At 71.6% G+C, this 24,518-nt stretch carries 23 protein-coding genes; 8 read left to right on the plus strand and 15 right to left on the minus strand.

Annotated elements, in window-relative coordinates:
- Positions 1-11 precede the first annotated feature (11 nt).
- Positions 12-647 carry a uridine kinase family protein gene (locus tag ACSMXV_RS26100; RefSeq protein WP_473173664.1) on the minus strand — a complete coding sequence of 212 codons (636 nt, stop codon included), beginning with the start codon at positions 645-647 and terminating at the stop codon, positions 12-14.
- 122 nt (positions 648-769) lie between these two features.
- On the opposite strand from ACSMXV_RS26100, the gene ACSMXV_RS26105 reads away from it, so the two are divergent.
- Complete coding sequence (locus tag ACSMXV_RS26105; RefSeq protein WP_473173665.1) at positions 770-1,174, plus strand: hypothetical protein; 405 nt, start codon at positions 770-772, stop codon at positions 1,172-1,174.
- A 71-nt stretch (positions 1,175-1,245) separates the two neighbouring features.
- On the opposite strand, the gene ACSMXV_RS26110 is transcribed toward ACSMXV_RS26105, so the two are convergent.
- Genes ACSMXV_RS26110 through deoC form a run of 3 tightly spaced genes read right to left on the minus strand, consistent with a single transcriptional unit; the run spans position 1,246 to position 4,615 of the window.
- Positions 1,246-2,148 carry an aldehyde dehydrogenase family protein gene (locus ACSMXV_RS26110; RefSeq protein ID WP_473173666.1) on the minus strand — a complete coding sequence of 301 codons (903 nt, stop codon included), beginning with the start codon at positions 2,146-2,148 and terminating at the stop codon, positions 1,246-1,248.
- The gene (locus tag ACSMXV_RS26115; RefSeq protein ID WP_473179069.1) at positions 2,141-3,586 is read right to left on the minus strand and encodes an aldehyde dehydrogenase family protein; all 1,446 of its coding nucleotides are present in this window, start codon (positions 3,584-3,586) and stop codon (positions 2,141-2,143) included. The genes ACSMXV_RS26110 and ACSMXV_RS26115 overlap by 8 nt, the downstream gene beginning before the upstream one ends.
- Before the next feature lie 12 nt (positions 3,587-3,598).
- On the minus strand, positions 3,599-4,615 hold the full coding sequence (gene deoC / locus ACSMXV_RS26120; RefSeq protein ID WP_473179070.1) for a deoxyribose-phosphate aldolase: 1,017 nt from the start codon (positions 4,613-4,615) through the stop codon (positions 3,599-3,601).
- Positions 4,616-4,728: 113 nt separating this feature from the next.
- Here deoC and ACSMXV_RS26125 point away from each other — a divergent pair, with 113 nt between their 5' ends.
- On the plus strand, positions 4,729-5,361 hold the full coding sequence (locus ACSMXV_RS26125; RefSeq protein WP_473173667.1) for a PH domain-containing protein: 633 nt from the start codon (positions 4,729-4,731) through the stop codon (positions 5,359-5,361).
- A gap of 28 nt (positions 5,362-5,389) precedes the next feature.
- Here the strand turns inward: ACSMXV_RS26125 and ACSMXV_RS26130 are convergent, their stop codons facing one another.
- From ACSMXV_RS26130 to ACSMXV_RS26145, 4 genes are all read right to left on the minus strand, one after another.
- Positions 5,390-6,613: a hypothetical protein gene (locus tag ACSMXV_RS26130; RefSeq protein WP_473173668.1), complete on the minus strand. Its 1,224-nt coding sequence runs from the start codon at positions 6,611-6,613 to the stop codon at positions 5,390-5,392.
- 210 nt (positions 6,614-6,823) lie between these two features.
- Entirely contained in the window at positions 6,824-8,461 is a 1,638-nt protein-coding gene (locus ACSMXV_RS26135; RefSeq protein ID WP_473173669.1) for a phospho-sugar mutase, read from the minus strand.
- 233 nt (positions 8,462-8,694) lie between these two features.
- The gene (locus ACSMXV_RS26140) at positions 8,695-9,516 is read right to left on the minus strand and encodes a purine-nucleoside phosphorylase (protein ID WP_473173670.1); all 822 of its coding nucleotides are present in this window, start codon (positions 9,514-9,516) and stop codon (positions 8,695-8,697) included.
- A 176-nt stretch (positions 9,517-9,692) separates the two neighbouring features.
- Positions 9,693-10,130: a gamma-glutamylcyclotransferase family protein gene (locus tag ACSMXV_RS26145; RefSeq protein ID WP_473173671.1), complete on the minus strand. Its 438-nt coding sequence runs from the start codon at positions 10,128-10,130 to the stop codon at positions 9,693-9,695.
- A 118-nt stretch (positions 10,131-10,248) separates the two neighbouring features.
- Between ACSMXV_RS26145 and ACSMXV_RS26150 the strand changes: the two genes are divergently transcribed.
- Positions 10,249-11,697: an NAD(P)H-quinone dehydrogenase gene (locus tag ACSMXV_RS26150; RefSeq protein ID WP_181659959.1), complete on the plus strand. Its 1,449-nt coding sequence runs from the start codon at positions 10,249-10,251 to the stop codon at positions 11,695-11,697.
- 275 nt (positions 11,698-11,972) lie between these two features.
- Positions 11,973-12,941, plus strand: coding sequence for a DeoR/GlpR family DNA-binding transcription regulator (locus ACSMXV_RS26155; protein ID WP_473173672.1), 969 nt, complete (start codon positions 11,973-11,975; stop codon positions 12,939-12,941).
- Positions 12,942-13,029: 88 nt separating this feature from the next.
- Here ACSMXV_RS26155 and ACSMXV_RS26160 read toward each other — a convergent pair whose 3' ends face one another.
- Positions 13,030-13,647 carry a TetR/AcrR family transcriptional regulator gene (locus ACSMXV_RS26160; RefSeq protein ID WP_473173673.1) on the minus strand — a complete coding sequence of 206 codons (618 nt, stop codon included), beginning with the start codon at positions 13,645-13,647 and terminating at the stop codon, positions 13,030-13,032.
- A gap of 172 nt (positions 13,648-13,819) precedes the next feature.
- Positions 13,820-15,592: an acetyl/propionyl/methylcrotonyl-CoA carboxylase subunit alpha gene (locus tag ACSMXV_RS26165; protein ID WP_473173674.1), complete on the minus strand. Its 1,773-nt coding sequence runs from the start codon at positions 15,590-15,592 to the stop codon at positions 13,820-13,822.
- A 384-nt stretch (positions 15,593-15,976) separates the two neighbouring features.
- On the opposite strand from ACSMXV_RS26165, the gene ACSMXV_RS26170 reads away from it, so the two are divergent.
- Positions 15,977-16,522, plus strand: a complete 546-nt coding sequence (locus tag ACSMXV_RS26170; RefSeq protein WP_473173675.1) for a hypothetical protein — start codon at positions 15,977-15,979, stop codon at positions 16,520-16,522.
- An 18-nt stretch (positions 16,523-16,540) separates the two neighbouring features.
- Here the strand turns inward: ACSMXV_RS26170 and ACSMXV_RS26175 are convergent, their stop codons facing one another.
- The 4 genes from ACSMXV_RS26175 to ACSMXV_RS26190 form a co-directional block, all read right to left on the minus strand.
- Complete coding sequence (locus tag ACSMXV_RS26175) at positions 16,541-17,155, minus strand: nucleoside triphosphate pyrophosphatase (protein ID WP_473173676.1); 615 nt, start codon at positions 17,153-17,155, stop codon at positions 16,541-16,543.
- Positions 17,156-17,232: 77 nt separating this feature from the next.
- Entirely contained in the window at positions 17,233-17,358 is a 126-nt protein-coding gene (mmpB, locus tag ACSMXV_RS26180) for a morphogenic membrane protein MmpB (protein ID WP_258564295.1), read from the minus strand.
- Between the two features lie 110 nt (positions 17,359-17,468).
- Positions 17,469-17,675, minus strand: coding sequence for an acyl-CoA carboxylase epsilon subunit (locus ACSMXV_RS26185; protein ID WP_181659963.1), 207 nt, complete (start codon positions 17,673-17,675; stop codon positions 17,469-17,471).
- A gap of 24 nt (positions 17,676-17,699) precedes the next feature.
- Positions 17,700-19,316 (minus strand): acyl-CoA carboxylase subunit beta, encoded by a 1,617-nt coding sequence (locus ACSMXV_RS26190; protein WP_473173677.1) that lies wholly within the window; start codon positions 19,314-19,316, stop codon positions 17,700-17,702.
- Positions 19,317-19,434: 118 nt separating this feature from the next.
- Between ACSMXV_RS26190 and ACSMXV_RS26195 the strand changes: the two genes are divergently transcribed.
- The gene (locus ACSMXV_RS26195) at positions 19,435-20,364 is read left to right on the plus strand and encodes a biotin--[acetyl-CoA-carboxylase] ligase (protein ID WP_473173678.1); all 930 of its coding nucleotides are present in this window, start codon (positions 19,435-19,437) and stop codon (positions 20,362-20,364) included.
- 394 nt (positions 20,365-20,758) lie between these two features.
- Positions 20,759-22,192, plus strand: coding sequence for an adenylate/guanylate cyclase domain-containing protein (locus tag ACSMXV_RS26200; protein WP_473173679.1), 1,434 nt, complete (start codon positions 20,759-20,761; stop codon positions 22,190-22,192).
- A gap of 16 nt (positions 22,193-22,208) precedes the next feature.
- Here ACSMXV_RS26200 and ACSMXV_RS26205 read toward each other — a convergent pair whose 3' ends face one another.
- Complete coding sequence (locus ACSMXV_RS26205) at positions 22,209-23,003, minus strand: enoyl-CoA hydratase/isomerase family protein (protein WP_473173680.1); 795 nt, start codon at positions 23,001-23,003, stop codon at positions 22,209-22,211.
- A gap of 205 nt (positions 23,004-23,208) precedes the next feature.
- Here ACSMXV_RS26205 and ACSMXV_RS26210 point away from each other — a divergent pair, with 205 nt between their 5' ends.
- The gene (locus ACSMXV_RS26210; RefSeq protein ID WP_473173681.1) at positions 23,209-24,372 is read left to right on the plus strand and encodes a GGDEF domain-containing protein; all 1,164 of its coding nucleotides are present in this window, start codon (positions 23,209-23,211) and stop codon (positions 24,370-24,372) included.
- Positions 24,373-24,518: the final 146 nt, after the last annotated feature.

Here is a 24,518-nt window from a genome sequence, read left to right on the forward strand (position 1 = left end):
CCCCGCGCACCCTACGCGGCAGTGCTCTGCGCCATCATGCCCCGCCCCGCAGCAGCCGCCGCCAGCCGCCCCAGTGCCTCGTCCTTGCCACACGGGTGGGCGCCCAATGCCGTCTGGCGGGCCACGATGGTGCGTTCGGCGCGCATGAGGCGCCAGCCGCGGCGGAGCAGGAACGGGACGGACTTGCGGCCCTCCTTCAGATCCCGCAGCAGCCGCCGCCGGAACGTCGTCGAGGGCCGCCCACGCAGACACAACGCGTCCGCCAGCAGGCCGAGTTCACGGCATCGCCCCACGATGTCCGCGGCGAAGATGCCCTCGGCGATGAACAGCGGGGTGTGCCCGATGTCGAGCGTGTCCTCGCCCGTCCGCGCGCTCGTCGAGATGTCGTACCGCGGGACTCGCGTCCGACCGGAGCGGCACAGCTCCTCGATCGCGGTGACGGCCGCCTCCGTGTCCCAGGACCCGGGCGAGTCCCAGTCGATGTCCGAACTGCCCGGTACGAGAGGCAGAGTCGGGTCGTCGCCCTCCTTGTAGAAGTCGTCGAGGCAGAGCACGGGCAGCCCGGAGCGGGCGGCGAACGACGACTTTCCGGAGCCGGAGGGGCCGGTGAGCAGCACGACGCGGGTGGCGGGGGCATGGGAAGTCACGAGAGACCAGTGTGCGGCATCCCGCGGCCCGAGCCGACCCCGCGGGTCGTCTTTGGTGCCCGCACCACGTCTCAACTACGCTTCGTGGCGAATCGATTACTCCAAGGAGGCGGGTGTATCCCATGGCACGACACGCAGTTCCTCGGCACGGGTCCGCAAAGCGCGGCCTGATGCGCGCCGGGCTCGCGGTGACTGTCGCAGGTATCGGGCTCGGTGCGGGAGGTGCGGCCACGGCCAGTGCCGCGCCGATGCCGCTGGGCGGCCCGGTCACCCTCGGCAGAATCGATCCCCAGGCGGCGGCGCAGGGGACGAACGTGGCGCTGCACCACACGCTGGCCGCGGTCAAGGACGCCAAGCTCGACCCGCTCGCCGGCACGGGCGTGGACCCGCTCGACAACACGGTCGGTACGCAGATCGCGGACTTCAAGCCCGTGTCGACGAAGTCGGTGACGGGTCCGCTGACGCAGGGCGGTTCTCTGCGGACGCTCCCGGTGGCGGGCAAGGCGGCGGCGTTGCTGCCGGGCTGACGGCGCCCCCACAGCGGACGGCAGCGAAGAGCCCCGCCTCCCCAGGGACGGAGGGGAGGCGGGGTCGTTCATCAGTACGACGAGCCGGACGCGCCCAGTGACCCCGTGGGGTGCCAGACCGTCTTCGTCTCCAGGAATGCCGTCAGGCGGTGTGTGCCCGGGCCCGCCGTCCAGTCCACGGCGTTGTCCACAGGCTGTGGACGGAGAACGCGCTTCAGATTGTCCGCCGCTGCGATCTCCAGTTCCTTGGCGAGGACCTCGTCGGCGCCCGTGATGTCGATGGCGTTGACGTCCTGGTGCGCGGCGAGCGGGGTCGCGATCTCGGCCGTCCGGCCCGACAGGAGGTTCACCACGCCGCCCGGCAGGTCGGACGTGGCCAGCACCTCGCCGAGTGACAGAGCCGGGAGCGGGGACTTCTCGCTCGCGATCACCACCGCCGTGTTGCCGGTCGCGATCACCGGGGCGATCACCGACACGAGGCCCAGGAAGGACGACTCCTGGGGTGCCAGCACGGCCACCACACCCGTCGGCTCGGGCGTGGAGAGGTTGAAGAAGGGGCCGGCCACCGGGTTTCCGCCGCCCACGACCTGGGCGATCTTGTCCGTCCAGCCCGCGTACCAGACCCAGCGGTCGATCGCCGCGTCGACCTGCCCCGCCGCCTTCGACTTGGACAGCCCCTCGGCCTCGGCGACCTCGCGTACGAACTGGTCTCGGCGGCCCTCGAGCATCTCCGCGACCCGGTACAGGATCTGGCCGCGCAGATACGCCGTCTTGCCGGCCCAGCCGCCGAACGCCTTGCGGGCCGCGACGACCGCGTCCCGGGCATCCTTGCGGGACGACAGGGGTGCGTTGGCGAGCCAGTTGCCCTTTGAGTCGGTCACCTCGTACACCCGGCCGCTCTCGGAACGCGGGAACTTCCCGCCCACGTACAGCTTGTAGGTCTTGAAGACAGTCAAGCGCGTCGCGTCAGACATCGAGGTACGCCTCCAGGCCGTGGCGGCCGCCCTCGCGGCCGAAGCCCGACTCCTTGTAGCCGCCGAACGGCGAGGTCGGGTCGAACTTGTTGAACGTGTTGGCCCAGACGACTCCCGCGCGCAGCCGGTCCGCGACCGCGAGGATGCGGGAGCCCTTCTCGGTCCAGATGCCCGCGGAGAGCCCGTACTGGGTGTTGTTGGCCTTGGCCACGGCCTCTTCGGGCGTACGGAAGGTCAGTACCGAGAGGACCGGGCCGAAGATCTCGTCGCGGGCGATGGTGTGCGCCTGCGTGACGTTCGTGAAGAGCGTCGGCGCGAACCAGTAGCCGGACGAGGGGAGTTCGCAGGCCGGGGACCAGCGCTCGGCGCCCTCCGCCTCGCCCTGCTCGGCGAGCGCGGTGATACGGGCCAGCTGCTCGGCGGAGTTGATCGCGCCGATGTCGGTGTTCTTGTCGAGCGGGTCGCCGAGGCGGAGCGTCGACAGCCTGCGCTTCAAGGACTCCAGCAGCTCGTCCTGGATCGACTCCTGTACGAGGAGCCGGGAGCCCGCGCAGCAGACCTGGCCCTGGTTGAAGAAGATGCCGGTGACGATGCCCTCGACGGCCTGGTCGATGGGGGCGTCGTCGAAGACGATGTTGGCGCCCTTGCCGCCGAGTTCGAGGGTGAGCTTCTTGCGCGTGCCCGCGACGGTCCGCGCGATCTCCTTGCCGACCGCCGTCGAACCCGTGAACGCGACCTTGTTCACGTCCTCGTGCGCGACCAGGGCGGCGCCCGTGTCGCCGTATCCCGGAAGGATGTTGACGACGCCCTTCGGCAGGCCCGCCTGGCGGCAGATGTCCGCGAAGAACAACGCCGACAGGGGAGTGGTCTCCGCGGGCTTGAGCACGACCGTGTTGCCGGTCGCGAGCGCCGGGGCGATCTTCCACGCGAGCATCAGGAGCGGGAAGTTCCAGGGGATGACTTGCCCGGCGACACCCAGCGGACGGGGGTTCGGCCCGTAGCCCGCGTGGTCGAGCTTGTCCGCCCAGCCCGCGTAGTAGAAGAAGTGCGCGGCGACCAGCGGGAGGTCCGCGTCGCGCGTCTCCCTGATCGGCTTGCCGTTGTCCAGGGTCTCCAGGACTGCCAGCTCACGCGACCGCTCCTGGATGATCCGGGCGATGCGGAACAGGTACTTGGCGCGCTCGGAGCCGGGCAGCGCCGACCACTTCTCGAAGGCCTTGCGGGCCGCCTTCACGGCACGGTCGACGTCCGCCTCGCCCGCCTGCGCGACCTCGGAGAGGACCTCCTCGGTGGACGGCGAGACCGTCTTGAACACCTTCCCGTCGGCGGCCTCGGCGAACTCGCCGTCGATGAACAGGCCGTAGGAGGCGGCGATGTCGACGACCGAGCGGGACTCGGGAGCGGGCGCGTACTCGAAGAGAGATGACTGCTTTTCCATGGTCATGGGGTCTCAGTCCACCGTCACGTAGTCGGGGCCGGAGTAGCGGCCGGTCGCCAGCTTCTGGCGCTGCATCAGCAGATCGTTCAGCAGCGAGGAGGCGCCGAAGCGGAACCAGTGGTTGTCCAGCCAGTCCTCACCGGCGGTCTCGTTGACCAGCACCAGGAACTTGATCGCGTCCTTGGAGGTCCGGATGCCGCCCGCGGGCTTCACCCCGACCTGTACCCCGGTGGCGGCGCGGAAGTCGCGTACCGCCTCCAGCATCAGCAGCGTGTTGGCGGGCGTCGCGTTGACCGCGACCTTGCCGGTGGACGTCTTGATGAAGTCCGCGCCCGCGAGCATGCCGATCCAGCTCGCGCGCCGGATGTTGTCGTACGTCGCCAGCTCGCCGGTCTCGAAGATGACCTTCAGACGGGCGTCCGTTCCGCAGGCCTCCTTCACGGCGACGATCTCGTCGTACACCTTCAGATACCGGCCCGAGAGGAAGGCGCCGCGGTCGATGACCATGTCGATCTCGTCGGCGCCGGCCGCGACCGCCGAGCGCACGTCGGCCAGCTTCACCTCGAGCGGGGCGCGGCCCGCGGGGAACGCGGTGGCGACCGAGGCGACCTTGACCCCGGTCCCGGCCACCGCCTCCTTCGCCGTCGCCACCATGTCCGGATAGACGCAGACGGCCGCGACCTGCGGAGTCGTACGGTCGGTCGGGTCCGGGTGGACCGCCTTGGCGCCGAGCGCCCGGACCTTGCCCGGGGTGTCCGCGCCTTCCAGGGTCGTCAGATCGATCATCGAGATGGCCAGGTCGATGGCGTACGCCTTCGCCGTGGTCTTGATCGAACGAGTGCCGAGCGATGCGGCGCGCGCCTCGAGGCCGACCGCGTCCACGCCGGGCAGCCCGTGCAGGAAGCGGCGCAGGGCGCTGTCGGACGCGGTCACGTCGGCGAGCGCGTGGGCGGGACCGGCGGCCGGACCGGTGGCTCCGGGGGGTCCGCCCGCGCTGTCGGCAGCGGAGGTTGGTGCAGTGATGGGCATGGTCACGAGGGGAGCATATCTACGCGCGTAGCGGCTGTACACCCCCGTGCGGCTGTCCGCGTCAGGGCCACCACAGGACAGCGGTGCACACCTCGTCGTGCAGAATCGGCAGCATGACGACCCCCGAGCCCCCGTCTCCCGCGGCTAAGCCCCAGTCCCAGGAACGCGTCTATCGGTCCCCCGCCGGGATCGCGGGCGGTGTGATGCTGCTCGCTCTGGGCGCGTGGCTGGGCATCGACGCGCTGGTCAACGGTGAGGCCCGGGTGCGCTGGCTGGCACTCGCGGGGTTGCTGCTCGCGGTGCCGCTGGTCGTCGCGTTCACGGTGCGGCCGGCGGTGTACGCGAACGACGACCGCCTCCGTATCCGGAACCCGTTCCGTACGATCACGCTGCCCTGGGCGGCGGTGTCGCGTCTGCGCGCGGGCTACTCCAACGAGGTCTTCGACCAGTCCGGCACCAAGTACCAGCTGTGGGCCATCCCGGTCTCGCTGCGCGCCCGCAAGAAGGCTGCGCGGCGCCAGACGCAGGCTGCCGCGGCGGACCCGCAGGGGCACACGTCTCCGCTGCCGTCCGGTCCCGTGCGCGCTTCCGGAGACCAGGCGATGGACGACCTGCGCCAGCTCGCCGAGGAGCGGGCCTCGGCCGAGGGGGCGCAGGGCGGGCCTGTGGTGCGGTGGGCCTACGAGATCGTGGGGCCCGCGGTGCTGGGAGCGATTCTGTTGGTGGTGTTGCTGGCGGTCGGGTGATGCCCGCCGTGCCTTTCAGCCGCCACCCCTACGGCGCGCTCGGCCACACCAGGGCCATGTACGCGCCGCAATACGCCGAGCCGAGAACCGCGCAGGCCAGTGCCGCAGCCGCCCGGCGCGGGCTGGCGCGGGCGACGGCGAGCGCGAGCGGCAGCAGCAGAGGGAAGCCCGGCAGCAGGAAGCGGGCGCGCGGGAAGTAGACGCCGCCGCTGCCGAGCACGATCACCAGCAGCACACCGGTGAAGATCAGCAGCGGGAGCGGCTGCCGGTCCCGCACCGACAGCGCGAACAGCACGACGCCGCCGATCAGCGTCAGCGAGACCATGACCAGGAACAGCTCGGGCGTCGAGTCGTACACGAACAGCTGGCGCAGCCGGCGCAGCGTCTCGACACCGCCGTCCCACTTGTTGTGCCACAGCTCCTGGACGGCGAAGTAGCCGTCCCAGCGGCCGAGGCGCACGCCCACCCACCCGACGTAGGCGAGCCAGCCGAGCGGTGCGAGGACGGCACCGGCGAGAACGCGTGCGGAGAAGCGAGGGCGGAGCGCGAAGAGGGCCGACAGCGAGACGGCGGCCGCGAGCGCGATACCGGTCGGCCGCGTCAGCCCCGACAGCGCCGCGAGCGAACCCGCCCACACCCAGCGGCCGGTGAGCACCGCATACAGCGACCAGGCGACGAAGGCCGTGAACAGGGACTCCGTATAGCCCATCCACTGCACGAGCCCGACCGGCAGCGCCGCCCACGCCACCGTCAGCAGCACCCCGACGCGGCTCCCGTGCAGCCGGTTGCCGACCTCGAAGATCCCCCATGCGGCGACGAAGGAGGACAGTACGGCGATGATGAGGCCGACGCTCGCGCGCGGTCCGGGCGTCAGCGCGGCGACGCCCTTCACCAGCAGGGGATACAGCGGGAAGAATGCGAGGTTGTTCGCGTCGTACTCGGTGCCCAGCTCGCGCTCGTACCCGTGGTCGGCGATCCCCAGGTACCAGACGGAGTCCCAGTCCGAGGCGAGCATCGGCCAGACCTCCTGGCCCGAGGCGCGCGCCCAGACGGTCAGCAGGACGATTCCCGTGGCGCGGACCCCGGCGTACGCGAGCAGCGCGGGGGCCGCGCGCCGCAGGGAGCGGCGCAGACGGGCGCGGAGCCCGGCGGCGGACGGCGGTGCCGGCCGCCGATGCCGCGAGCCCGGAAGAATCCCGCCGGGAGACTTGGCGATCGCTTCGGACGGCACCGGGGAAGCGGTCGAGGACACTGCGGCAGCTCCAGGGGCTCGTTCGTGCGCTACTGGTCAACCGTTGCTCGGTTGACCGGCAGCGCGAAGGAACGCTGCGTCAACTGCCGTGGCTAATCACACTTCGGGGCGACTTCGGTTTGGGATTCGGACCTCGAGGTCTGAACCTGAGGTCTGATCCTGGGGTCTGAACCTGAGGTCTGATCCTGGAGTCTGAACCTGAGGTCTGATTCAGATGCCGGCGGCCGCCGACAGATCCCTCCTGACGGCGCCGAGCAGCTCCGCGGCTGTCGCCCGCGCCGCGCTCAGGTCCTTCCGGGAGCCCACCGGCACGACGACCTCCAGATAGCACTTGAGCTTCGGCTCTGTGCCGCTGGGCCGGACGATGACGCGGGCGCCCTCGAGCGTGTACCGCAGCCCGTCCGTCGGCGGCCGCGTCTCCGTGCCCTGCGTCAGATCCTCGGTGCGCGTCACCGCCAGCCCGCCGAGCCGCGTCGGCGGCTGCTCCCGCAGGCGGCGCATGGCCTCCGCGATCACCGACAGGTCCTCGACCCGCACGGACAGCTGGTCGGTCGCGTGCAGCCCGTGCTCGACGGCGAGATCGTCCAGCAGGTCAAGCAGCGTGCGCCCCTGCTCCTTCACCTCGGACGCCAGCTCGGCGACGAGCAGGGCGGCCGTGATGCCGTCCTTGTCGCGTACGCCCTCGGGGTCGACGCAGTAGCCGAGCGCCTCCTCGTAGCCGTACCGCAGGCCGTCGACGCGGGCGATCCACTTGAAGCCGGTCAGCGTCTCCTCGTACGGCAGACCGGCCGCATCGGCGATCCGGCCGAGCAGGGACGAGGACACGATCGACTCGGCGAAGGTGCCGCGTGCGCCGCGCCGTACGAGATGCGCGCCGAGCAGCGCGCCCACCTCGTCGCCGCGCAGCATGCGCCACCCGTCGCCGTCGCGCTCGGGCACCGCGACGGCGCAGCGGTCGGCGTCCGGGTCGTTGGCGATGACGACGTCGGGCCGGGCCTCGCGCGCCTTCGCGAAAGCGAGGTCCATGGCCCCCGGCTCCTCCGGATTGGGGAAGGCGACCGTCGGGAAGTCCGGATCGGGATCGGCCTGCTCCTCGACGAGCACGGGCTCGGGGAACCCGGCGCGTGTGAAGGCGGCGAGCAGGGTGTCCTTGCCGACGCCGTGCATCGCCGTGTAGACGACGCGCGCGGTCCTCGGCGAACCGGGGGCCAGCACGGCGTCCGTACGGGTGAGATACGCCTCGAGCACCTCGTCCCCGAGCACGTCCCAGCCGCCCTCCGGCCGCGGCACGTCGTCGAGGCCGCCCACCGCGGCGATCTCGGCGGCGATCTCTCCGTCGGCCGGGGGCACGATCTGCGAACCGTCGCCGAGATAGACCTTGTAGCCGTTGTCGCGCGGCGGATTGTGGCTGGCCGTGACCTCCACGCCCGCGACGGCGCCGAGGTGCCGGATCGCGAACGCCAGCACCGGCGTGGGGAGCGGCCTGGGCAGCACGGCGGCGCGCAGCCCGGCGCCCGTCATCACGGCCGCCGTGTCGCGGGCGAAGTCGGCGGACTTGTGGCGGGCGTCGTAGCCGATGACCACGAGGCCGTCGCCCTGACCCTTCGCCCTGAGGTACGCGGCGAGGCCCGCCGCCGCACGGATGACCACGGAGCGGTTCATACGCATCGGTCCCGCGCCCAGCTCGCCGCGCAGGCCCGCGGTGCCGAACTGAAGGGTGCCGCTGAAGCGGGCGGCGAGCTCGTCGAAGGCCTTGCCGTCGATGAGCTCGGCGAGCTCCTCACGGGTTTCCGGGTCCGGGTCCTCGGCGAGCCAGGCCTGGGCCCGGGCGATGAGTTCGTCGTGCACGTTCTCTGTTGCCTCTCCGTGTCGAAACGGGGAACCGTTGTGCGGGGCGCCGCGGGCGGTGTACGAGGTGCTGGACCACCACAGTCTGAGGGGCACCCGCCGTCGTGGGCTGTGCCCACCCTCCCTCATTGCCTTAAGGGCATGGGAGGTACCCCATCGCCTGGGGGCACCTCCTGGGGGCACCCCCAGCGGTAGCTGGGGGAGGAACGCCTGCCACAGCAGAGCGGCACCCGTCAGATACGCCCCAGGACCTGCGCCAGCAACGCCCCCATACGAGTCGCCGAGTCGCGCCCCGCCTGGAGGACCTCCTCATGGTTGAGCGGTTCACCCGTCATGCCCGCCGCCAGATTGGTGACCAGCGAGATGCCGAGAACCTCGGCGCCCGCCTCGCGTGCCGCGATCGCCTCGAGCACGGTGGACATGCCCACCAGGTCCGCGCCGATCGTGCGCGCCATCCGGATCTCGGCCGGCGTCTCGTAGTGGGGCCCGGGGAACTGGGCGTACACGCCCTCCTCGAGCGTCGGGTCGATCTCCTTGCAGAGCGCCCGCAGCCGCGGCGAGTACAGATCCGTCAGGTCCACGAAGTTCGCGCCGACGATCGGCGACGCGGCCGTCAGATTGATGTGGTCGCTGATCAGCACCGGCTGCCCGGGCCGCATGCCCTCGCGCAGTCCTCCGCAGCCGTTCGTCAGCACGATCGTCTTGCAGCCCGCGGCGACGGCCGTACGCACACCGTGAGCGACGGAGGCGACCCCGCGGCCCTCGTAGAAGTGGGTACGGCCGAGGAAGACGAGTGCCCGCTTCTCGCCGATCCGGTACGAACGGATCGTGCCGCCGTGCCCCTCGACGGCCGGCGGCGGAAAGCCGGGCAGATCGGTGACGGGCAGCTCGTGCTCGGGTTCCCCGAGCGCGTCGACGGCCGGCGCCCAGCCGGAGCCCATCACAAGGGCGACGTCGTGGTTGTCGGCGCCCGTGAGCGCGCGGAGGCGCGCGGCGGCGGCGTCGGCGGCGGCGTGCGGGTCGCCCTGGATGTCCGGAGTAACAGAAGCGTTCACGCGATGAGCGTAGCCCGTTAAGCCCTACGCGCGTAGATGGGCGTGGCAAGGAGCTGCGATCGTTGCCGTGTCGTTTCCAACGGGCAGGTGGCGGGGGAGTTCGGCCACGCCGCCTCCGCCGGGCCGACGCTCCACCGGGGCCGGCCGATCTCGACGCGTCAACCGATCCGACGGGCTCAGCAGGGCCGCTTACGAAGCTCCATGACGTAGTCGTGGGGCGCCCCGGCCGACTCCGCCGCGTCCGCGATCTCCCCGAGATAGCGCGCGGACGGCAGCCCGCCCTCGTATCCGTTGAGGACGTACACCCAGGCGGGTTCCTCGCCGTCCAGCGTGTGCACCCGCACCCGCATACGCCGGTATATGTCGAGCCCCACGCCTTCCCACCGGTCCATGGAGTCCTCGTCCATCGGCGCGATGTCGTACAGCGCGACGAAGACCTGCGAACGCGGTGCCTCGACGATGGTCGCGAGTGCGCCCTCCCAGCCCAGGTGCTCCCCGCCGAACGTCAGTCGCCAGCCGTTGAGCCAGCCGGTGGCACGCAGCGGCGAATGCGGGGCGCGGCGGGTCATGAGCCGCGCGTCGAGGTTGCCGGCGTAGGCGGCGTAGAGCGACATGGTCTGAGAGTACGGCAGCGGGCACCTTGCGCCCCGTGATGGACGTCATGCCCCATAAACCCCCACGTGGCACACAAAGACGGCCCCCGGGGCGAGGTCGCCCACACGGTGCGGGACAATGGAGTACGTGACTCGGATCGTGATCATCGGTGGCGGACCCGGCGGATACGAGGCGGCCCTGGTGGCCGCCCAGCTCGGCGCGGAGGTGACCGTCGTCGACTGCGACGGCCTGGGCGGTGCGTCGGTGCTGACCGACTGCGTACCGTCCAAGACGTTGATCGCCACGGCCGAGGTCATGACGACCTTCGACTCCTCGTACGAGGAGCTGGGCATCATCGTCGCCGACGACACGCCCCACATCGACACCCCCGCGCGCGTGGTGGGCGTCGACCTCGGCAAGGTCAACCGGCGTGTGAAGCGGCTCGCTCTCGCCCAGTCCCACGACATCACGGCGTCCGTCACGCGTGCGGGCGCGCGCGTGCTGCGCGGCCGCGGCCGTCTGGACGGCGGGCAGTCGATCGACGGCTCCCGCAAGGTGATCGTGCGCGCCGCCGACGGCACGGAGGAGACGCTCATCGCCGACGCCGTGCTGATAGCCACGGGCGGTCACCCGCGCGAGCTGCCCGACGCCCAGCCCGACGGCGAGCGGATCCTGAACTGGACGCAGGTCTACGACCTGGAGGAGCTCCCGGAGGAGCTCATCGTGGTCGGCTCCGGTGTCACGGGCGCAGAGTTCGCCGGTGCCTACCAGGCCCTCGGCTCCCGCGTCACGCTCGTCTCCAGCCGCGACCGCGTGCTGCCGGGTGAGGACCCGGACGCGGCGGCCGTCCTGGAGGACGTGTTCCGGCGCCGCGGCATGAACGTCATGTCCCGCTCGCGCGCCCAGTCCGCCAAGCGCGTGGGCGACCGCGTCGAGGTGACGCTCTCCGACGGCCGAGTCATCACCGGTAGTCACTGCCTGATGGCGGTCGGCGCGATCCCCAACACCTCCGGCATGGGCCTCGAGGAGGCCGGGATCAAGCTCAAGGAGTCGGGCCACATCTGGACCGACAGGGTCTCGCGCACCAGCGCCCCCGGCGTGTACGCGGCGGGCGACGTGACGGGCATTTTCGCGCTCGCCTCGGTCGCCGCCATGCAGGGCCGTATCGCGATGTACCACTTCCTGGGCGACGCCGTCGCGCCGCTCAATCTCAAGACCGTCTCGGCGAACGTCTTCACCGACCCCGAGATCGCGACCGTCGGCTACTCGCAGGCCGACGTCGACGCCGGCAAGATCGACGCCCGCGTCGTCAAGCTGCCGCTGCTGCGCAACCCGCGCGCGAAGATGCAGGGCATCCGCGACGGCTTCGTCAAGATCTTCTGCCGCCCGGGTACGGGCATCGTGGTCGGCGGTGTGGTCGTATCGCCGCGCGCCTCGGAACTGATCCACCCCATTTCGATCGCCGTCGACAACAATCTGACGGTCGAGCAGATCGCGAACGCCTTCACCGTGTACCCGTCCCTGTCCGGCTCGATCGCCGAGGTGGCACGGCAGCTGCACACCCGGAAGGCCACGGGCGAGGCCTGACGGCGAGACGCGGGCCACTCCCTGTACGACGGCCGCGCCCCAACTGCGCGTGGGGCGCGGCCGATTGCTGTTCCATCGGCATCGATTGCCGTCGATCGAGTGCGCCCGACCGACGTCGATCGACCGTGTCTGACCGCCGTCGACTGAGCCTGCCTGACGCGGGCACCCTGGCGGCGACCGGCTGTATACCACCTTCCATCCCGTCGTGCGAACAACTTCTGTTATTCGGCGCAAACTGCTGAAAGCAGACGGTCGTTGGGGTTACTGTCAGTTTCGTGTTCGCTGCAGAACGTCGCCAATTGATCCTCGAAATGGTGCGGGCCAACGGGGCGGTTTCCCTCCGTGAGCTCGCCCGCGTCGTCCAGACCTCCGAAGTGACCGTACGGCGGGACGTGCGCGCACTGGAGGCAGAAGGACTCCTCGACCGCCGGCATGGCGGTGCGGTATTGCCGGGCGGGTTCACGCGAGAGTCCGGCTTTCCGCAGAAATCACATCTCGCGACCGCCGAGAAGACGGCCATCGCCGACCTCGCCGCGAGCTTCGTCGAAGAGGGCGAGGCCATCGTCGTCGGCGCGGGCACGACCACGCAGGAGCTGGCCCGCCGGCTCGCGCGCGTGCCCGGCCTGACCGTCGTCACCAACTCACTCCTGGTGGCGCAGGCTCTGGCACACGCCAACCGTGTCGAAGTGGTGATGACCGGGGGCACCCTGCGCGGCTCCAACTACGCCCTCGTGGGGTCCGGTGCCGAGCAGTCCCTCCACGGGCTGCGTGTCTCGCGCGCCTTCCTCTCGGGCAGCGGGCTCACCGCCGAACGGGGCCTGTCGACCTCCAACATGCTGTCGGCCAGCGTCGACCGTGCCCTCGTGCAGGCGGCGGTGGAGGTCGTCGTGCTCGCCGACCACACCAAACTCGGCACCGACACGATGTTCCAGACGGTGCCCACGGATGTGATCACCCGTCTGGTCACGGACGAGCCGCCCGCGCACGACGACCGTGCGGCCACGGAGCTGCAGGCCCTGGCGGACCAGGGAGTGCAGATCGCGGTGGCCGGCTCGTCACCGGGGGCCGACGCCGTTCCGGCGGCTCGGCAACCCCGTCCGCTGCCCGGTCCGCGCCGCGGCCAGCACCAGCTCCCGGGCGCCGGCCCGGGTGCGGCCTTCCGCGGCGCGAGCGCCCTCGGCGGCGAGCAGGCGGCGGCCGGGGCCGGGGATCGGGCCCGGGTGGCGGATCTCCGGCGGCGGTAGCCGGATCGGCAGGTGGGGCGGCAGTCCCACGTCGGTGTCCGCTGTGTCCGTATGCGGTGCGGATACGGGTGACACGCAGACGCCATGACTACCGCTCGGCGGGGACTTGGGCGGGCTTCAGGCCTCGTAGGGTCAGATTCAGCAGGCGGTCCGCGAGTTGGGGATCGTCGGGGGTCTCCTCCGCCGCCAGGGCAATCGCGTTCGTCAGTTGGAGCAGGTCGGCGATCGACACGTCGCGTCGTACGTCGCCTGCCTCCTGGGCGCGTGCGAGCAAGGCGCTGCCGGCCTCGCGCAGGGGGCGGCTGCAGCGGGCGAGGGCCGAACTCTCGTCGCGGGAGGCCGACATCAGCGCCCGCGACACTCCGCGGTACTCGCTGGCGTGAGTGATGACCGCACGGAGCCATGTCACGAGCGCGGAGCACGGCTGCGGATCGTCGAGCAGTGCGCGCGAGTGCGCCAGCAGGTCGGAGAGCGCGTCCTCGAAGACCGCGCTCACCAGCGTGTGCCGGTTGGGGAAGTGCCGGTACAGCGTGCCGATGCCGAGCTCCGCGCGGCGCGCGATGTCCTCCAGCGGTGCGTCGGTGCCGTGTTCGGCGAACACCGACCTGGCCTCTGTCAGCAGGCGCTCGTAGTTGCGGCGCGCGTCCGCCCGGAGAGGGCGCGGGGGAGCCGTCGTCCCAGGCCCCTGAGGCCTCGCGCCCGCCATGGCATCCACCTGCCCTCTCTTTGCGTCAGCCCGCCCCAACCAGCATGCCACCGCAGGCTGTGCCCTAGGCAAACCGCCCGTGTTCGCTGCCGGGAAAAGCGCCGGGCCCGCCGAACGGTTCGCGTTCGGCGGGCCCGGAGGCGTACGGATGCCGGCGTACTGATGCGGGACGTCAGTCCTTGATCTCGCAGATGACCGCGCCGGAGGTGATGGACGCGCCGACCTCGGCGGCCAGGCCCTTGATGGTGCCGGTGCGGTGGGCGTTGAGAGGCTGCTCCATCTTCATGGCCTCGAGGACGACGACGAGGTCGCCTTCCTTGACCTCCTGGCCCTCCTCGACAGCCACCTTCACGATCGTGCCCTGCATCGGCGACGCGAGCGTGTCACCGGAGGCGACCGGGCCGGACTTCTTTGCCGCGCGCCGCTTCGGCTTCGCGCCGGCCGCGAGGCCCGTACGGGCCAGAGACATGCCGAGCGAGGCCGGCAGGGAGACCTCGAGCCGCTTGCCGCCGACCTCGACGACGACCGTCTCGCGGCCCGACTCGTCCTCGGCGTCCGCGTCGGCGGGGGCTGCGAAGGGCTTGATCTCGTTGACGAACTCGGTCTCGATCCAGCGGGTGTGCACCGTGAACGGGTCGGTGGATCCCGTCAGTTCGGGCCCGAACGCCGGGTCGGTGACCACCGCGCGGTGGAACGGGATGGCGGTGGCCATGCCCTCGACCTGGAACTCGGCCAGTGCGCGGGCGGCACGCTGCAGGGCCTGCTGCCGGGTTGCGCCGGTGACGATCAGCTTGGCGAGGAGCGAGTCCCACGCCGGGCCGATGACCGAGCCGGACTCGACACCCGCGTCCAGGCGGACACCGGGACCGGTGGGCGGCGTGAAGGTCGTGACGGTGCCCGGGGCGGGCAGGAAGTTACGGCCCGGGTCCTCGCCGTTGATGCGGAACTCGAACGAGTGACCGCGCACCGCCGGGTCGTCGTAGCCGAGCTTCTCGCCGTCGGCGATACGGAACATCTCGCGGACCAGGTCGATGCCGGTGACCTCCTCGGTGACCGGGTGCTCGACCTGCAGGCGGGTGTTGACCTCCAGGAAGGAGATCGTGCCGTCGTTGCCGACGAGGAACTCCACGGTGCCGGCGCCGACGTAGCCGGCCTCCTTGAGGATGGCCTTGGAGGCGGTGTACAGCTGCCGGTTCTGCTCCTCGGTGAGGAACGGCGCCGGGGCCTCCTCGACGAGCTTCTGGTGGCGGCGCTGCAGGGAGCAGTCACGCGTGGAGACCACGACCACGTTGCCGTGCTGGTCGGCCAGGCACTGGGTCTCGACGTGGCGCGGCTTGTCCAGGTAGCGCTCGACGAAGCACTCGCCGCGGCCGAAGGCGGCCACCGCCTCGCGGACGGCGGAGTCGTACAGCTCGGGGACTTCCTCGAGGGTGCGGGCGACCTTCAGGCCGCGCCCGCCGCCGCCGAAGGCGGCCTTGATCGCGATGGGCAGGCCGTGCTCCTCGGCGAAGGCGACGACCTCGTCCGCCCCGGAGACCGGGTCGGGGGTGCCGGCGACCAGCGGGGCGCCGGCGCGCTGCGCGATGTGCCGGGCGGCGACCTTGTCGCCCAGGTCGCGGATGGCCTGCGGCGGCGGTCCGATCCAGATCAGACCCGCGTCCAGCACCGCCTGGGCGAACTCGGCGTTCTCGGAGAGGAAGCCGTAGCCGGGGTGGATCGCGTCCGCGCCGGAGTCCTTTGCTGCCTGCAGCACCTTGGCGATGTCCAGATAACTGGACGCCGGGGTGTCACCGCCCAGAGCGAACGCTTCATCGGCCGCACGGACATGTACCGCATCCCGGTCCGGATCCGCGTATACGGCCACACTCGCGATCCCCGCATCCCGGCACGCCCGGGCAACGCGGACAGCGATTTCGCCACGGTTGGCGATGAGCACCTTGCGCACGATGGCTCCCTCCTTGAAACAAGCCGAGTTTAGGGACTGCCGACACGGCCTTTCGACCCGTCCCCAGTGGTGAGCTTGCCCACACAGAGCGTGATCCGAGGCGCGCCCAACCCGCGAAACCCCATGTCGCACCGCGGTACGCAGGACTCCTTCACGGCACCCTAGCCCTCCTGTGTGGTCAAGGTCTCTGTGAGAGCGTGCCGCGACGAATCGCGATTCTTTGTGGAGTCCCTACGAATGGCCCAATGAATCTTTGCTCCTTGATGGGCTCTTGTCCCGGGCTTTACCCTCCCCCAAGCTCTTAAGGAGCAGGGGGTACCCCCAGTATCGTGTGGACCCATTGGCGTACTAGCGGTAACAGCGGCTGGAAGAGGGGTGGGCGCCGTGGCGCGCAGGACGGTGGCTTGGGTTGCCGCGATCGTGCTCTTCGTGGAGGCGGGCGGTGTCGCGCTGCTGAACTGGTTCCTCGGCCACGTCGTCGACCGCCAGGACATGTCGCTGGCCGGACTCGACCCCCACGTGATGTCGGTCTCCGCCTGGATCGCGGGCGGCGTCTTCGGCCTCTACCTGGCCCTCTGCGGCCTCGCGGCGCTGCTCCCCGCCCTGCGGGGCCGCGCCCCCGCCGGATTCGGTCGTGTCCTGCTGATCAGCGCCGCGGTCGTGCACGCGGTGCTGGGCGCCTTCGTGGTGGGTCTCGTCGGGTGGGGCGCCTTCGCCTTCATGATGCTGGTGCTCGGCCTGATCGTGCTGACCCTTATGGCGTACGACGGTCAGGCCGGGGACGGCGCTCGTCCCGCGGCACCGGCGGGTCCGCGGTCGTCGCAGGATGCGGCGCCGGGCGGTGGTGGCGTGTCGCCGGAGGGCGGCGCGCCCAGGGGCGGCGCGTTGCGCAACGGCCCCTCCGGGAGTGCTGCGCCGCAGCCTGCGTGAGCGGCCTGAAGGACTGGGCTAGTCGGCCCACAGCTCCGTGATGGCGACGCCCAGTTCGGCCAGCAGCCGGCGCAGCAGCGGCAGGGAGAGGCCGATGACGTTGCCGTGGTCGCCGTCGATGCCCTCGATGAACGGCGCCGAGCGGCCGTCGAGCGTGAAGGCGCCGGCGACGTACAGCGGTTCGCCGGAGGCGACGTATGCGGCGATCTCGTCGTCGCTGGGGTCGCCGAAGCGGACCACCGTGGAGGCGGTCGCCGAGGCGTAGCGGCCGGTCTTCGTGTCGTACACGCAGTGGCCGGTCTGGAGCGTGCCCGCGCGGCCGCGCATCGACTTCCAGCGGGCCGTGGCCTCCTCCGCGTCGGCGGGCTTGCCGAGGGCCTCGCCGTCGAGCTCGAGCACCGAGTCGCAGCCGATGACCAGGGCGCCGCTCATGATCACGTCCGGTCGTGCCGCGACGACGGACGCCTTCGCCTCCGCGAGCGCGAGCGCCAGCTCGGCCGGGGTCGGTGCGGACACGGCGTCCTCGTCGACCCCGCTGACGATGACCTCGGGGCTGAGCCCCGCCTGCCGCAGCAGTCCGAGCCGGGCGGGGGAAGCGGAGGCGAGCACGAGACGGCGACGCTGATCACTCATGCGGCAAGCGTAGCGAGCGGCTGCGGGGTCGTTGCCGGGTCCCGGGCATACGAGGCGCTCCGGGCGACACGCGGCTGTCAGAGGCCGATCACGACCATGGACAGCACCATCGCCACCGCCAGCAGGAAACCCGCGCGCCGCAGCATCTGCTGCATGTCGCGGAGTTCCTCCGGCGGCTCGTTCTCGGGATCGGACCACAGCATGAAGCCGATCCTCCGCCGACGGTGGTCCGGGGCGCCTGAGTACGCGTACTCAACTTGGCGGAGGCCGGGCAGCGGGGGCCGCGCCGCAACGGTTGCGGCGCGGCACGGCTCTACGCGGGCCAGTACGTGCGGCCCCACGACTTCGGGCCCGGCGCGGGCAGGCGGCTGTGCGCAACCCGGGCCGGATCGGCCCAGGCGTCCGGTGCGGGGGGCGCGCCGGCCGGCCCGCCGCCCGCGGCCGCGGCGCGCGCCCTGACCACCGCCAGTGCGGCGGCCAGCTCCTCCGGGGTCGGATTGCCCCGTACGACCTTGATCATGACCGCTCCACAGGTTCTCAGGGCTTACAGGGGGATGTTGCCGTGCTTCTTCGGAGGCAGGTTCTCCCGCTTCGTACGCAGCTGACGCAGGCCGCGGACGATGTGGCGGCGGGTGTCGGACGGCATGATCACCGCGTCGATGTAGCCGCGCTCGGCCGCGACGTACGGGTTGAGCAGCGTGTCCTCGTACTCCTGGATGAGCTGCTGGCGCACCGCCTCCTGCTCGGCCTCCGGCGCGGCCGCGATGGTGCGGCGGTGCAGGATGTTGACCGCGCCCTGTGCGCCCATGACGGCGATCTGTGCGGTCGGCCAGGCGAGGTTGAGGTCGGCGCCCAGGTGCTTGGAGCCCATGACGTCGTAGGCGCCGCCGAACGCCTTGCGCGTGATCACCGTGATCAGCGGGACGGTCGCCTCCGCGTAGGCGTAGATCAGCTTGGCGCCGCGGCGGATGATGCCCTCGTGTTCCTGGCCGACGCCCGGCAGGAAGCCCGGCACGTCGACGAAGGTCAGCACGGGGACGTTGAAGGCGTCGCAGGTACGCACGAAGCGGGCGGCCTTCTCGGACGCGTCGATGTCCAGGCAGCCGGCGAACTGCATCGGCTGGTTGGCCACGATGCCCACCGGGTGGCCCTCGACCCGGCCGAAGCCGGTGAGGATGTTCGGCGCGAACAGGGCCTGGGTCTCGAAGAACTCGCCGTCGTCGAGCACGTGCTCGATGACCTCGTGCATGTCGTACGGCTGGTTGGCGCTGTCCGGGACTATCGAGTCGAGCTCGCGGTCCTCGTCCGTCAGCGTCAGGTCCGCGTCCTCGGGGAAGGCCGGGGGCTCGGACAGGTTGTTGCTCGGCAGGTACGACAGCAGCTGCTTGATGTACTCGATGGCGTCCTTCTCGTCGCCCGCCATGTGGTGGGCCACGCCGGACGTCGAGTTGTGGGTGCGGGCGCCGCCCAGCTCCTCGAAGCCGACGTCCTCGCCGGTGACGGTCTTGATGACGTCGGGTCCAGTGATGAACATGTGCGACGTCTGGTCGACCATGATCGTGAAGTCGGTGATCGCGGGGGAGTAGACCGCGCCGCCCGCGCACGGGCCGACGATCAGGCTGATCTGCGGGATCACGCCGGACGCGTGGGTGTTGCGGCGGAAGATCTCGCCGTACATGCCGAGGGCCATGACGCCCTCCTGGATGCGGGCGCCGCCGGAGTCGTTGATGCCGACGACGGGACAGCCCGTCTTCAGCGCGAAGTCCATCACCTTCATGATCTTCTGGCCGAAGACCTCGCCGAGGGCACCGCCGAAGACGGTGAAGTCCTGCGAGAAGACGGCGACCGGGCGGCCGTCGACCGTGCCGTAGCCGGTCACGACACCATCCCCGTAAGGACGGTTCTGCTCGAGACCGAAGTCGGTGGAGCGGTGCCGGGCGAACTCGTCCAGCTCCACGAACGAGCCCTCGTCGAGGAGCAGCTCGATCCGCTCACGCGCCGTCAGCTTGCCCTTGGCGTGCTGCTTCTCGACCGCGCGCTCGGAGCCGGCGTGCGTCGCCTCCTGGATACGGCGCTGCAGGTCCGCGAGCTTCCCCGCGGTCGTGTGGATGTCAGTCTCCTGTGGCTCCTGCGCCACCTGCGACTCTGCCGACTCGGACATCGGGATGTGGCTCCCTGCCTGCTCAGAGGGGACGTGTGAGGGCTGGCTACTGCCTCGTAGCGTATCGGCGCGGCTACCGTTCAGCAGTGCGGTGTTTCCCACACCTAGTGTGGCTTGCATGACGCCGTCAGATGCTCCAGACAACCGCCGGTCCGATGGCTCGGAGAGCCGCCGGTCAGACTCCGCGGGCAGCCGCTGGTCCGATCCTGCCGACAGCCGCTGGTCCGACCTCGACCGGCCGCCCCTCAACGCCGCCGCCCTGCGCCGCGCTCTGCTGCGGCCCGGCGGGCTGTGGACCTCCCTCGAGGTGGTGGCCTCGACCGGATCCACCAACACGGACCTGGCGGGGCGCGCCGACGCCCTGGAGGAGGGCGCGATCCTCGTCGCCGAGGAGCAGAGCGCGGGGCGCGGCCGGCTCGACCGCCAGTGGACGGCGCCCCCGCGCTCGGGGCTCTTCTTCTCCGTACTCCTCAAGCCCGCGGAGGTCCCCGTGGAGCGGTGGGGCTGGCTGCCGCTGCTCGCAGGAGTGGCCACGGCGGCCGCCGTGGCCCGCGCCGCAGGCGTCGACACGGCACTCAAGTGGCCCAACGACCTGCTTGTGACCGTGGGCGGCGAGGAACGCAAGACCGGTGGCATCCTCGCGGAGCGGGCCGGCAGGGACGGGATCGTCATCGGTCTCGGCATCAATGTGACGCTGCGCGCCGGGGAACTCCCTGTCCCGGCCGCCGGTTCGCTGGCGCTCGCGGGAGCCGCATCCACCGACCGCGACACGCTGCTGCGCGCGGTGCTGCGGTCGCTCGAGCGGTGGTACACCGACTGGCGCGCGGCGGGCGGCGACCCGGCCGCGTGCCGGCTGCAGGAGACGTACGCGGCCGGGTGCGCGACGCTCGGCCGGAGGGTACGCGCCGAGCTGCCCGGCGACCGGACGATCAGCGGCGAGGCGGTCGCGATCGACGGCGACGGCCGCCTCGTCCTGGCGACGGCGGACGGGGTGCAGGAGCCGGTGGGGGCGGGCGACATCGTGCATCTGCGGCCGGCGCAGCCGTAGGCCCTGTCGGCCCAGGGATCGGCGCCTCTGCGGCCGGCGCCGCCGGTTCTCCGGGCCGCACTCGCCGACGAAACCGCGCCGCAGCGCCGGGGTGCGCGTTTCGGGCCGCGCTGACGCAGCCGTACCGCGTGGTCGCGCGGCGCCGCGCTGTGGGCTCGGGAAGGAGCGGGGACCCGGAAGTGCGGGAAGACTCTTGAGTGAGCTGCGGCACACCTGCCGTACTGTGTCTTCAGTGTCTTCCCGGGGACCGTGACTTCGGCGGCTCGACCGCGCGGCCCCGGGCCCCGGCCGGAAAGGCAGGTCGGACGATGCGCCCGGTACGCCCCCGTGAGGTAGATCTCAGTAAAGTTGGGGCCGGTCGTATTGACCGCGGCAGATCGGAAGGGCAGCAGGCGTGAGCGTCGACGACACGGGCTCGGGCGCGGGCGCACACCCCGCACCCGACGGCGAGCCCGGCCGTATCGCCGGGGGCGCCGCCGCGGACCGGGCCGCGGAACCTTCGGCAGGGCCGGACGGGGAGCGCTGGCCCCTGGACCCGGGGATCGCACGGGGCGCGGGCTCCAGGAGCGTGCCGGGTACGGACCAGGGCGGTGAGGGGACCGAGCGTGCTCCCGGCGCAGACCGGGAGGACGGTTCCGATCGCGAGCCCGGCCGACCCGGCCCCGCGTCCACGCCGCCGGATGTCTCTGTCGGGCTCCCGGAGCACGGATCCGACCGCGTCCCGGAACGCGGAGCAGACCGGATCGACGGGCGGAGCGGAGCAGCCGGCCGAGGTGAGCGCGGTGAAGACCCGCTCGCCCTCCGGCTCGAGGGGCTCATCCTCGGGGCCGAGCGCCGTTACACGCCCTTCCAGGCGGCGCGCAGCGCAGGCGTGTCCGTGGAGCTGGCCACCCGCTTCTGGCGCGCGATGGGCTTCGCCGACATAGGCCAGGCCAAGGCGCTGACGGAGGCGGACGTACTGGCGCTGCGGCGGCTCGCCGGTCTCGTCGAGGCGGGCCTGCTGAGCGAGGCCATGGCGATCCAGGTGGCCCGCTCCACCGGCCAGACCACCGCCCGGCTGGCCGACTGGCAGATCGACTCGTTCCTCGCGGGCCTGACGGAGCCGCCGGAGCCGGGGATGACGCGCACCGAGGTCACGTATCCCCTGATGGAGCTGCTCCTGCCCGAACTGGAGGAGTTCATCGTCTACGTCTGGCGGCGGCAGCTCGCGGCCGCCACCGGGCGGGTGGTGCAGGTCGCGGACGACGAGGAGATGGTCGACCGCCGGCTCGCCGTCGGCTTCGCCGACCTGGTGGGCTTCACGCGGCTGACGCGACGCCTGGAGGAGGAGGAGCTCGGGGAGCTGGTCGAGGCCTTCGAGACGACGGCGGCCGACCTGGTGGCCGCCCGCGGCGGACGGCTGATCAAGACGCTGGGCGACGAGGTCCTCTACTCCTCCGACGACGCGGGGACGGCGGCCGAGATCGCGCTCCGCCTCATCGAGACGATGGCCAACGACGAGACGATGCCGGAGCTGCGCGTCGGTATCGCCTTCGGCACGGTGACGACGCGGATGGGCGACGTGTTCGGTACGACGGTGAACCTGGCGAGCCGGCTCACCTCGATAGCGCCCCGGGACGCCGTACTCGTCGACGGCGCCTTCGCCGAGGAGCTCACCCGGACCGGGGAGGCCCCCGCGTCCGAGGCGGAGGCGGCGGAGGCCGCGGCCGCCGCGGAGAAGGAGGGCGAGGAGCCCCCCACGTACCGCTTCGCCCTCCAGCCGATGTGGCAGCGGCCCGTGCGCGGCCTGGGCGTGGTGGAGCCCTGGCTCCTGACGCGACGGGACTGAGGCGCGTCCGGGACTACTACTCCCCGGGCCACACCGGCGCCCGCTTCTCGTTGAACGCCGCCACCCCCTCCGCCCGGTCCCCCGAAAAGGCGACCGCGCGCCAGGCGGCGTCCTCGATCTCGAGGCCGGCGCGCAGGTCGAGTCCCTGTCCCAGGCGCAGCGCCCGTTTGGCCGCACGCAGCCCGACGGGTGAGTTCACCGCGATACGTGCGCCGAGTGCCAGCGCCTCCGCCCGGTCCTGGCCCTCCTCCACCAGCAGGTCGACGAGGCCCAACTCCCGCGCCTCCGCGGCCTCGACCCGCCGCGCCGAGAAGATCAGCTCCGCGGCCCGGGCCGCCCCCACGCGCCGCGGCAGCAGCTGCGTCCCGCCACCACCCGGAATGACCCCCACGGACACCTCGGGCAGCCCCACGACCGCCGTACGGTCGGCCACGATCAGGTCGCAGGCGAGGGCGAGCTCGAACCCGCCGCCGAGCGCGAAGCCGTGCAGCGCGGCGACGGTCGGCATGGGCAGTTCCAGTACGCCGGTGTAGGCACCCCGGGCGACGGGGCGCTGGCGCACCAACTCGGCGTCGGAGAGCGAGTTCCGCTCCTTGAGGTCCGCGCCGACGCAGAACGCCCGCTCGTGCGTCGACGTCACGACGACCACGCGCGCGTCGCGGTCCGCGGCGAGGGCGTCGCAGGCGGCGCCGATGGACCGTGCCATCTCCGTCGACACGGCGTTCATGGCCTTGGGCCGGTCGAGGACGAGCTCGGCGACGTACTCGTGCCGCCGCACCACGACGAACTCCCCGTACCGCTGCTCATCCATGATCCGTCCACACCCCTCAGGACCGCGAAGGTTAACGACCGTTAGCATCGGCCGTGTACGCATCATGCCAGTCCGGCGCCGCCGGGGCCAGGTCGCACGGCGATGGCCCCGGGAGGGGCACGGACCCCCCTGTTCGGCGCACCATTCGCCGCATCGTCGCCGTATCAATGTCTCAAAGCGTGGCAAAACTCCCTAGCCTGGAGTGATGGGCGAGGACGTGCGGTTGCGTGCCGTGGTGGCGCTGGCGCAGGCGATGGCGGCGGCACAGACGCCGCGGGAGTCCTGGAAGGCCGCCGCGGAGGGCGCCTGCCGCGCACTGTCGGGGAACTTCGCCGCGCTGTCCGTGTGGGAGCGGGAACGCGGCAGGCTCCGTGTACTGGTCAACGCGGGTGAGCGGGCGCCGGGGGAGGCGGAGTTCCCCGAGTGCGAGGCGTATCCCGTACACCAGTTCCCCGAGATCACGGAGTTTCTGCACGAGCGGTGGGTCGGCGGCGGCGAGCCCAACGCCTGGGTGGAGACCGCGGAGGGCCCGGCCGCGGGCTCCGCCGGGGACGCCGGCTACTGCCATCAGAGGGTGGCCGCGCTCCGTCGCCGCGGCCGCGGATGCTGCGTCGTCGCGCCGATCGTGCTGCACGGCAGGGCCTGGGGCGAGCTGTATGTCGCCCGTCCGGTCGGGGGGCCCGTCTTCGACCGGGACGACGCGGACTTCGCGACCGTCCTGGCGGCGGTCGTCGCGGCCGGTATCGACCAGACCGAGCGCCTCGAGGAGGCGCGGCGCCTGGCCTTCACGGACGCGCTCACCGGCCTCGCCAACCGGCGCGCCGTCGATGTACGCCTGGACGAGGCCCTGGAGCGCCACCGGACCGAAGACGCCGTGGTCAGCCTCGTCGTCTGCGATCTGAACGGGCTGAAGCGGGTCAACGACACCCATGGCCACGCGGTCGGCGACCGGCTGCTCGAGCGGTTCGGCTCGGTGCTGTCGCTGTGCGGCGCGATGCTGCCGGGCGCGCTCGCCGCGCGGCTCGGCGGGGACGAGTTCTGCCTGCTCGCGGTGGGCCCGCCGGTGGACGAGGTGGTACGCGTGGCCGATGAACTGTGCAAACGCGCCGGCGAGTTGGAGCTCGGCGAGGGGGTCGCGTGTGGGGTGGCATCGACCGGGGAGCCCATCGGTCCTGTGCGCTCGGGGCGCCGGCTGTTCCGGCTCGCGGACGCCGCGCAGTACCGGGCGAAGGCCGCGCGGGCGGTGAGTCCGGTGGTGGCGGGGCGTGAAGGGGCCGACGATCCGGTGGTACGCCTGGTCGACGCGCCGGCGCCGCCGACGCTTCCGGCGGGGGAGCGGCGGAGGTTCCGTGGGCGGGAGGGGGCGTAGTCGCGGGGTGGCTCTGCGGCGTAAGGGTGGCTCTGCGGCGTAAGGGTGCCCCTGCGGACGTCAGGCGTGCTCCTGCGGGCGTGAGAGGTAAGGGGCGAAGCCGCGCCCCACTCGTGACATCTTGAGATTCACTGCGTACGCTCCTG

Source organism: Streptomyces sp. DSM 42067 (assembly GCF_055792885.1).

Coding starts and splice junctions, on each gene's coding strand:
- ACSMXV_RS26175 (WP_473173676.1), bottom strand. CDS start 17,155: ATGAGTGATCAGCGTCGCCGTCTCGTGCTCGCCTCCGCTTCCCCCGCC.
- mmpB (WP_258564295.1), bottom strand. CDS start 17,358: ATGCTGTGGTCCGATCCCGAGAACGAGCCGCCGGAGGAACTCCGCGAC.
- ACSMXV_RS26125 (WP_473173667.1), top strand. CDS start 4,729: ATGACGACCCCCGAGCCCCCGTCTCCCGCGGCTAAGCCCCAGTCCCAG.
- ACSMXV_RS26110 (WP_473173666.1), bottom strand. CDS start 2,148: ATGTCTGACGCGACGCGCTTGACTGTCTTCAAGACCTACAAGCTGTAC.
- ACSMXV_RS26210 (WP_473173681.1), top strand. CDS start 23,209: ATGGGCGAGGACGTGCGGTTGCGTGCCGTGGTGGCGCTGGCGCAGGCG.
- ACSMXV_RS26205 (WP_473173680.1), bottom strand. CDS start 23,003: ATGGATGAGCAGCGGTACGGGGAGTTCGTCGTGGTGCGGCGGCACGAG.
- ACSMXV_RS26185 (WP_181659963.1), bottom strand. CDS start 17,675: ATGATCAAGGTCGTACGGGGCAATCCGACCCCGGAGGAGCTGGCCGCC.
- ACSMXV_RS26190 (WP_473173677.1), bottom strand. CDS start 19,316: ATGTCCGAGTCGGCAGAGTCGCAGGTGGCGCAGGAGCCACAGGAGACT.
- ACSMXV_RS26150 (WP_181659959.1), top strand. CDS start 10,249: ATGGAGTACGTGACTCGGATCGTGATCATCGGTGGCGGACCCGGCGGA.
- ACSMXV_RS26105 (WP_473173665.1), top strand. CDS start 770: ATGGCACGACACGCAGTTCCTCGGCACGGGTCCGCAAAGCGCGGCCTG.
- ACSMXV_RS26145 (WP_473173671.1), bottom strand. CDS start 10,130: ATGTCGCTCTACGCCGCCTACGCCGGCAACCTCGACGCGCGGCTCATG.
- deoC (WP_473179070.1), bottom strand. CDS start 4,615: ATGCCCATCACTGCACCAACCTCCGCTGCCGACAGCGCGGGCGGACCC.
- ACSMXV_RS26195 (WP_473173678.1), top strand. CDS start 19,435: ATGACGCCGTCAGATGCTCCAGACAACCGCCGGTCCGATGGCTCGGAG.
- ACSMXV_RS26115 (WP_473179069.1), bottom strand. CDS start 3,586: ATGGAAAAGCAGTCATCTCTCTTCGAGTACGCGCCCGCTCCCGAGTCC.
- ACSMXV_RS26160 (WP_473173673.1), bottom strand. CDS start 13,647: ATGGCGGGCGCGAGGCCTCAGGGGCCTGGGACGACGGCTCCCCCGCGC.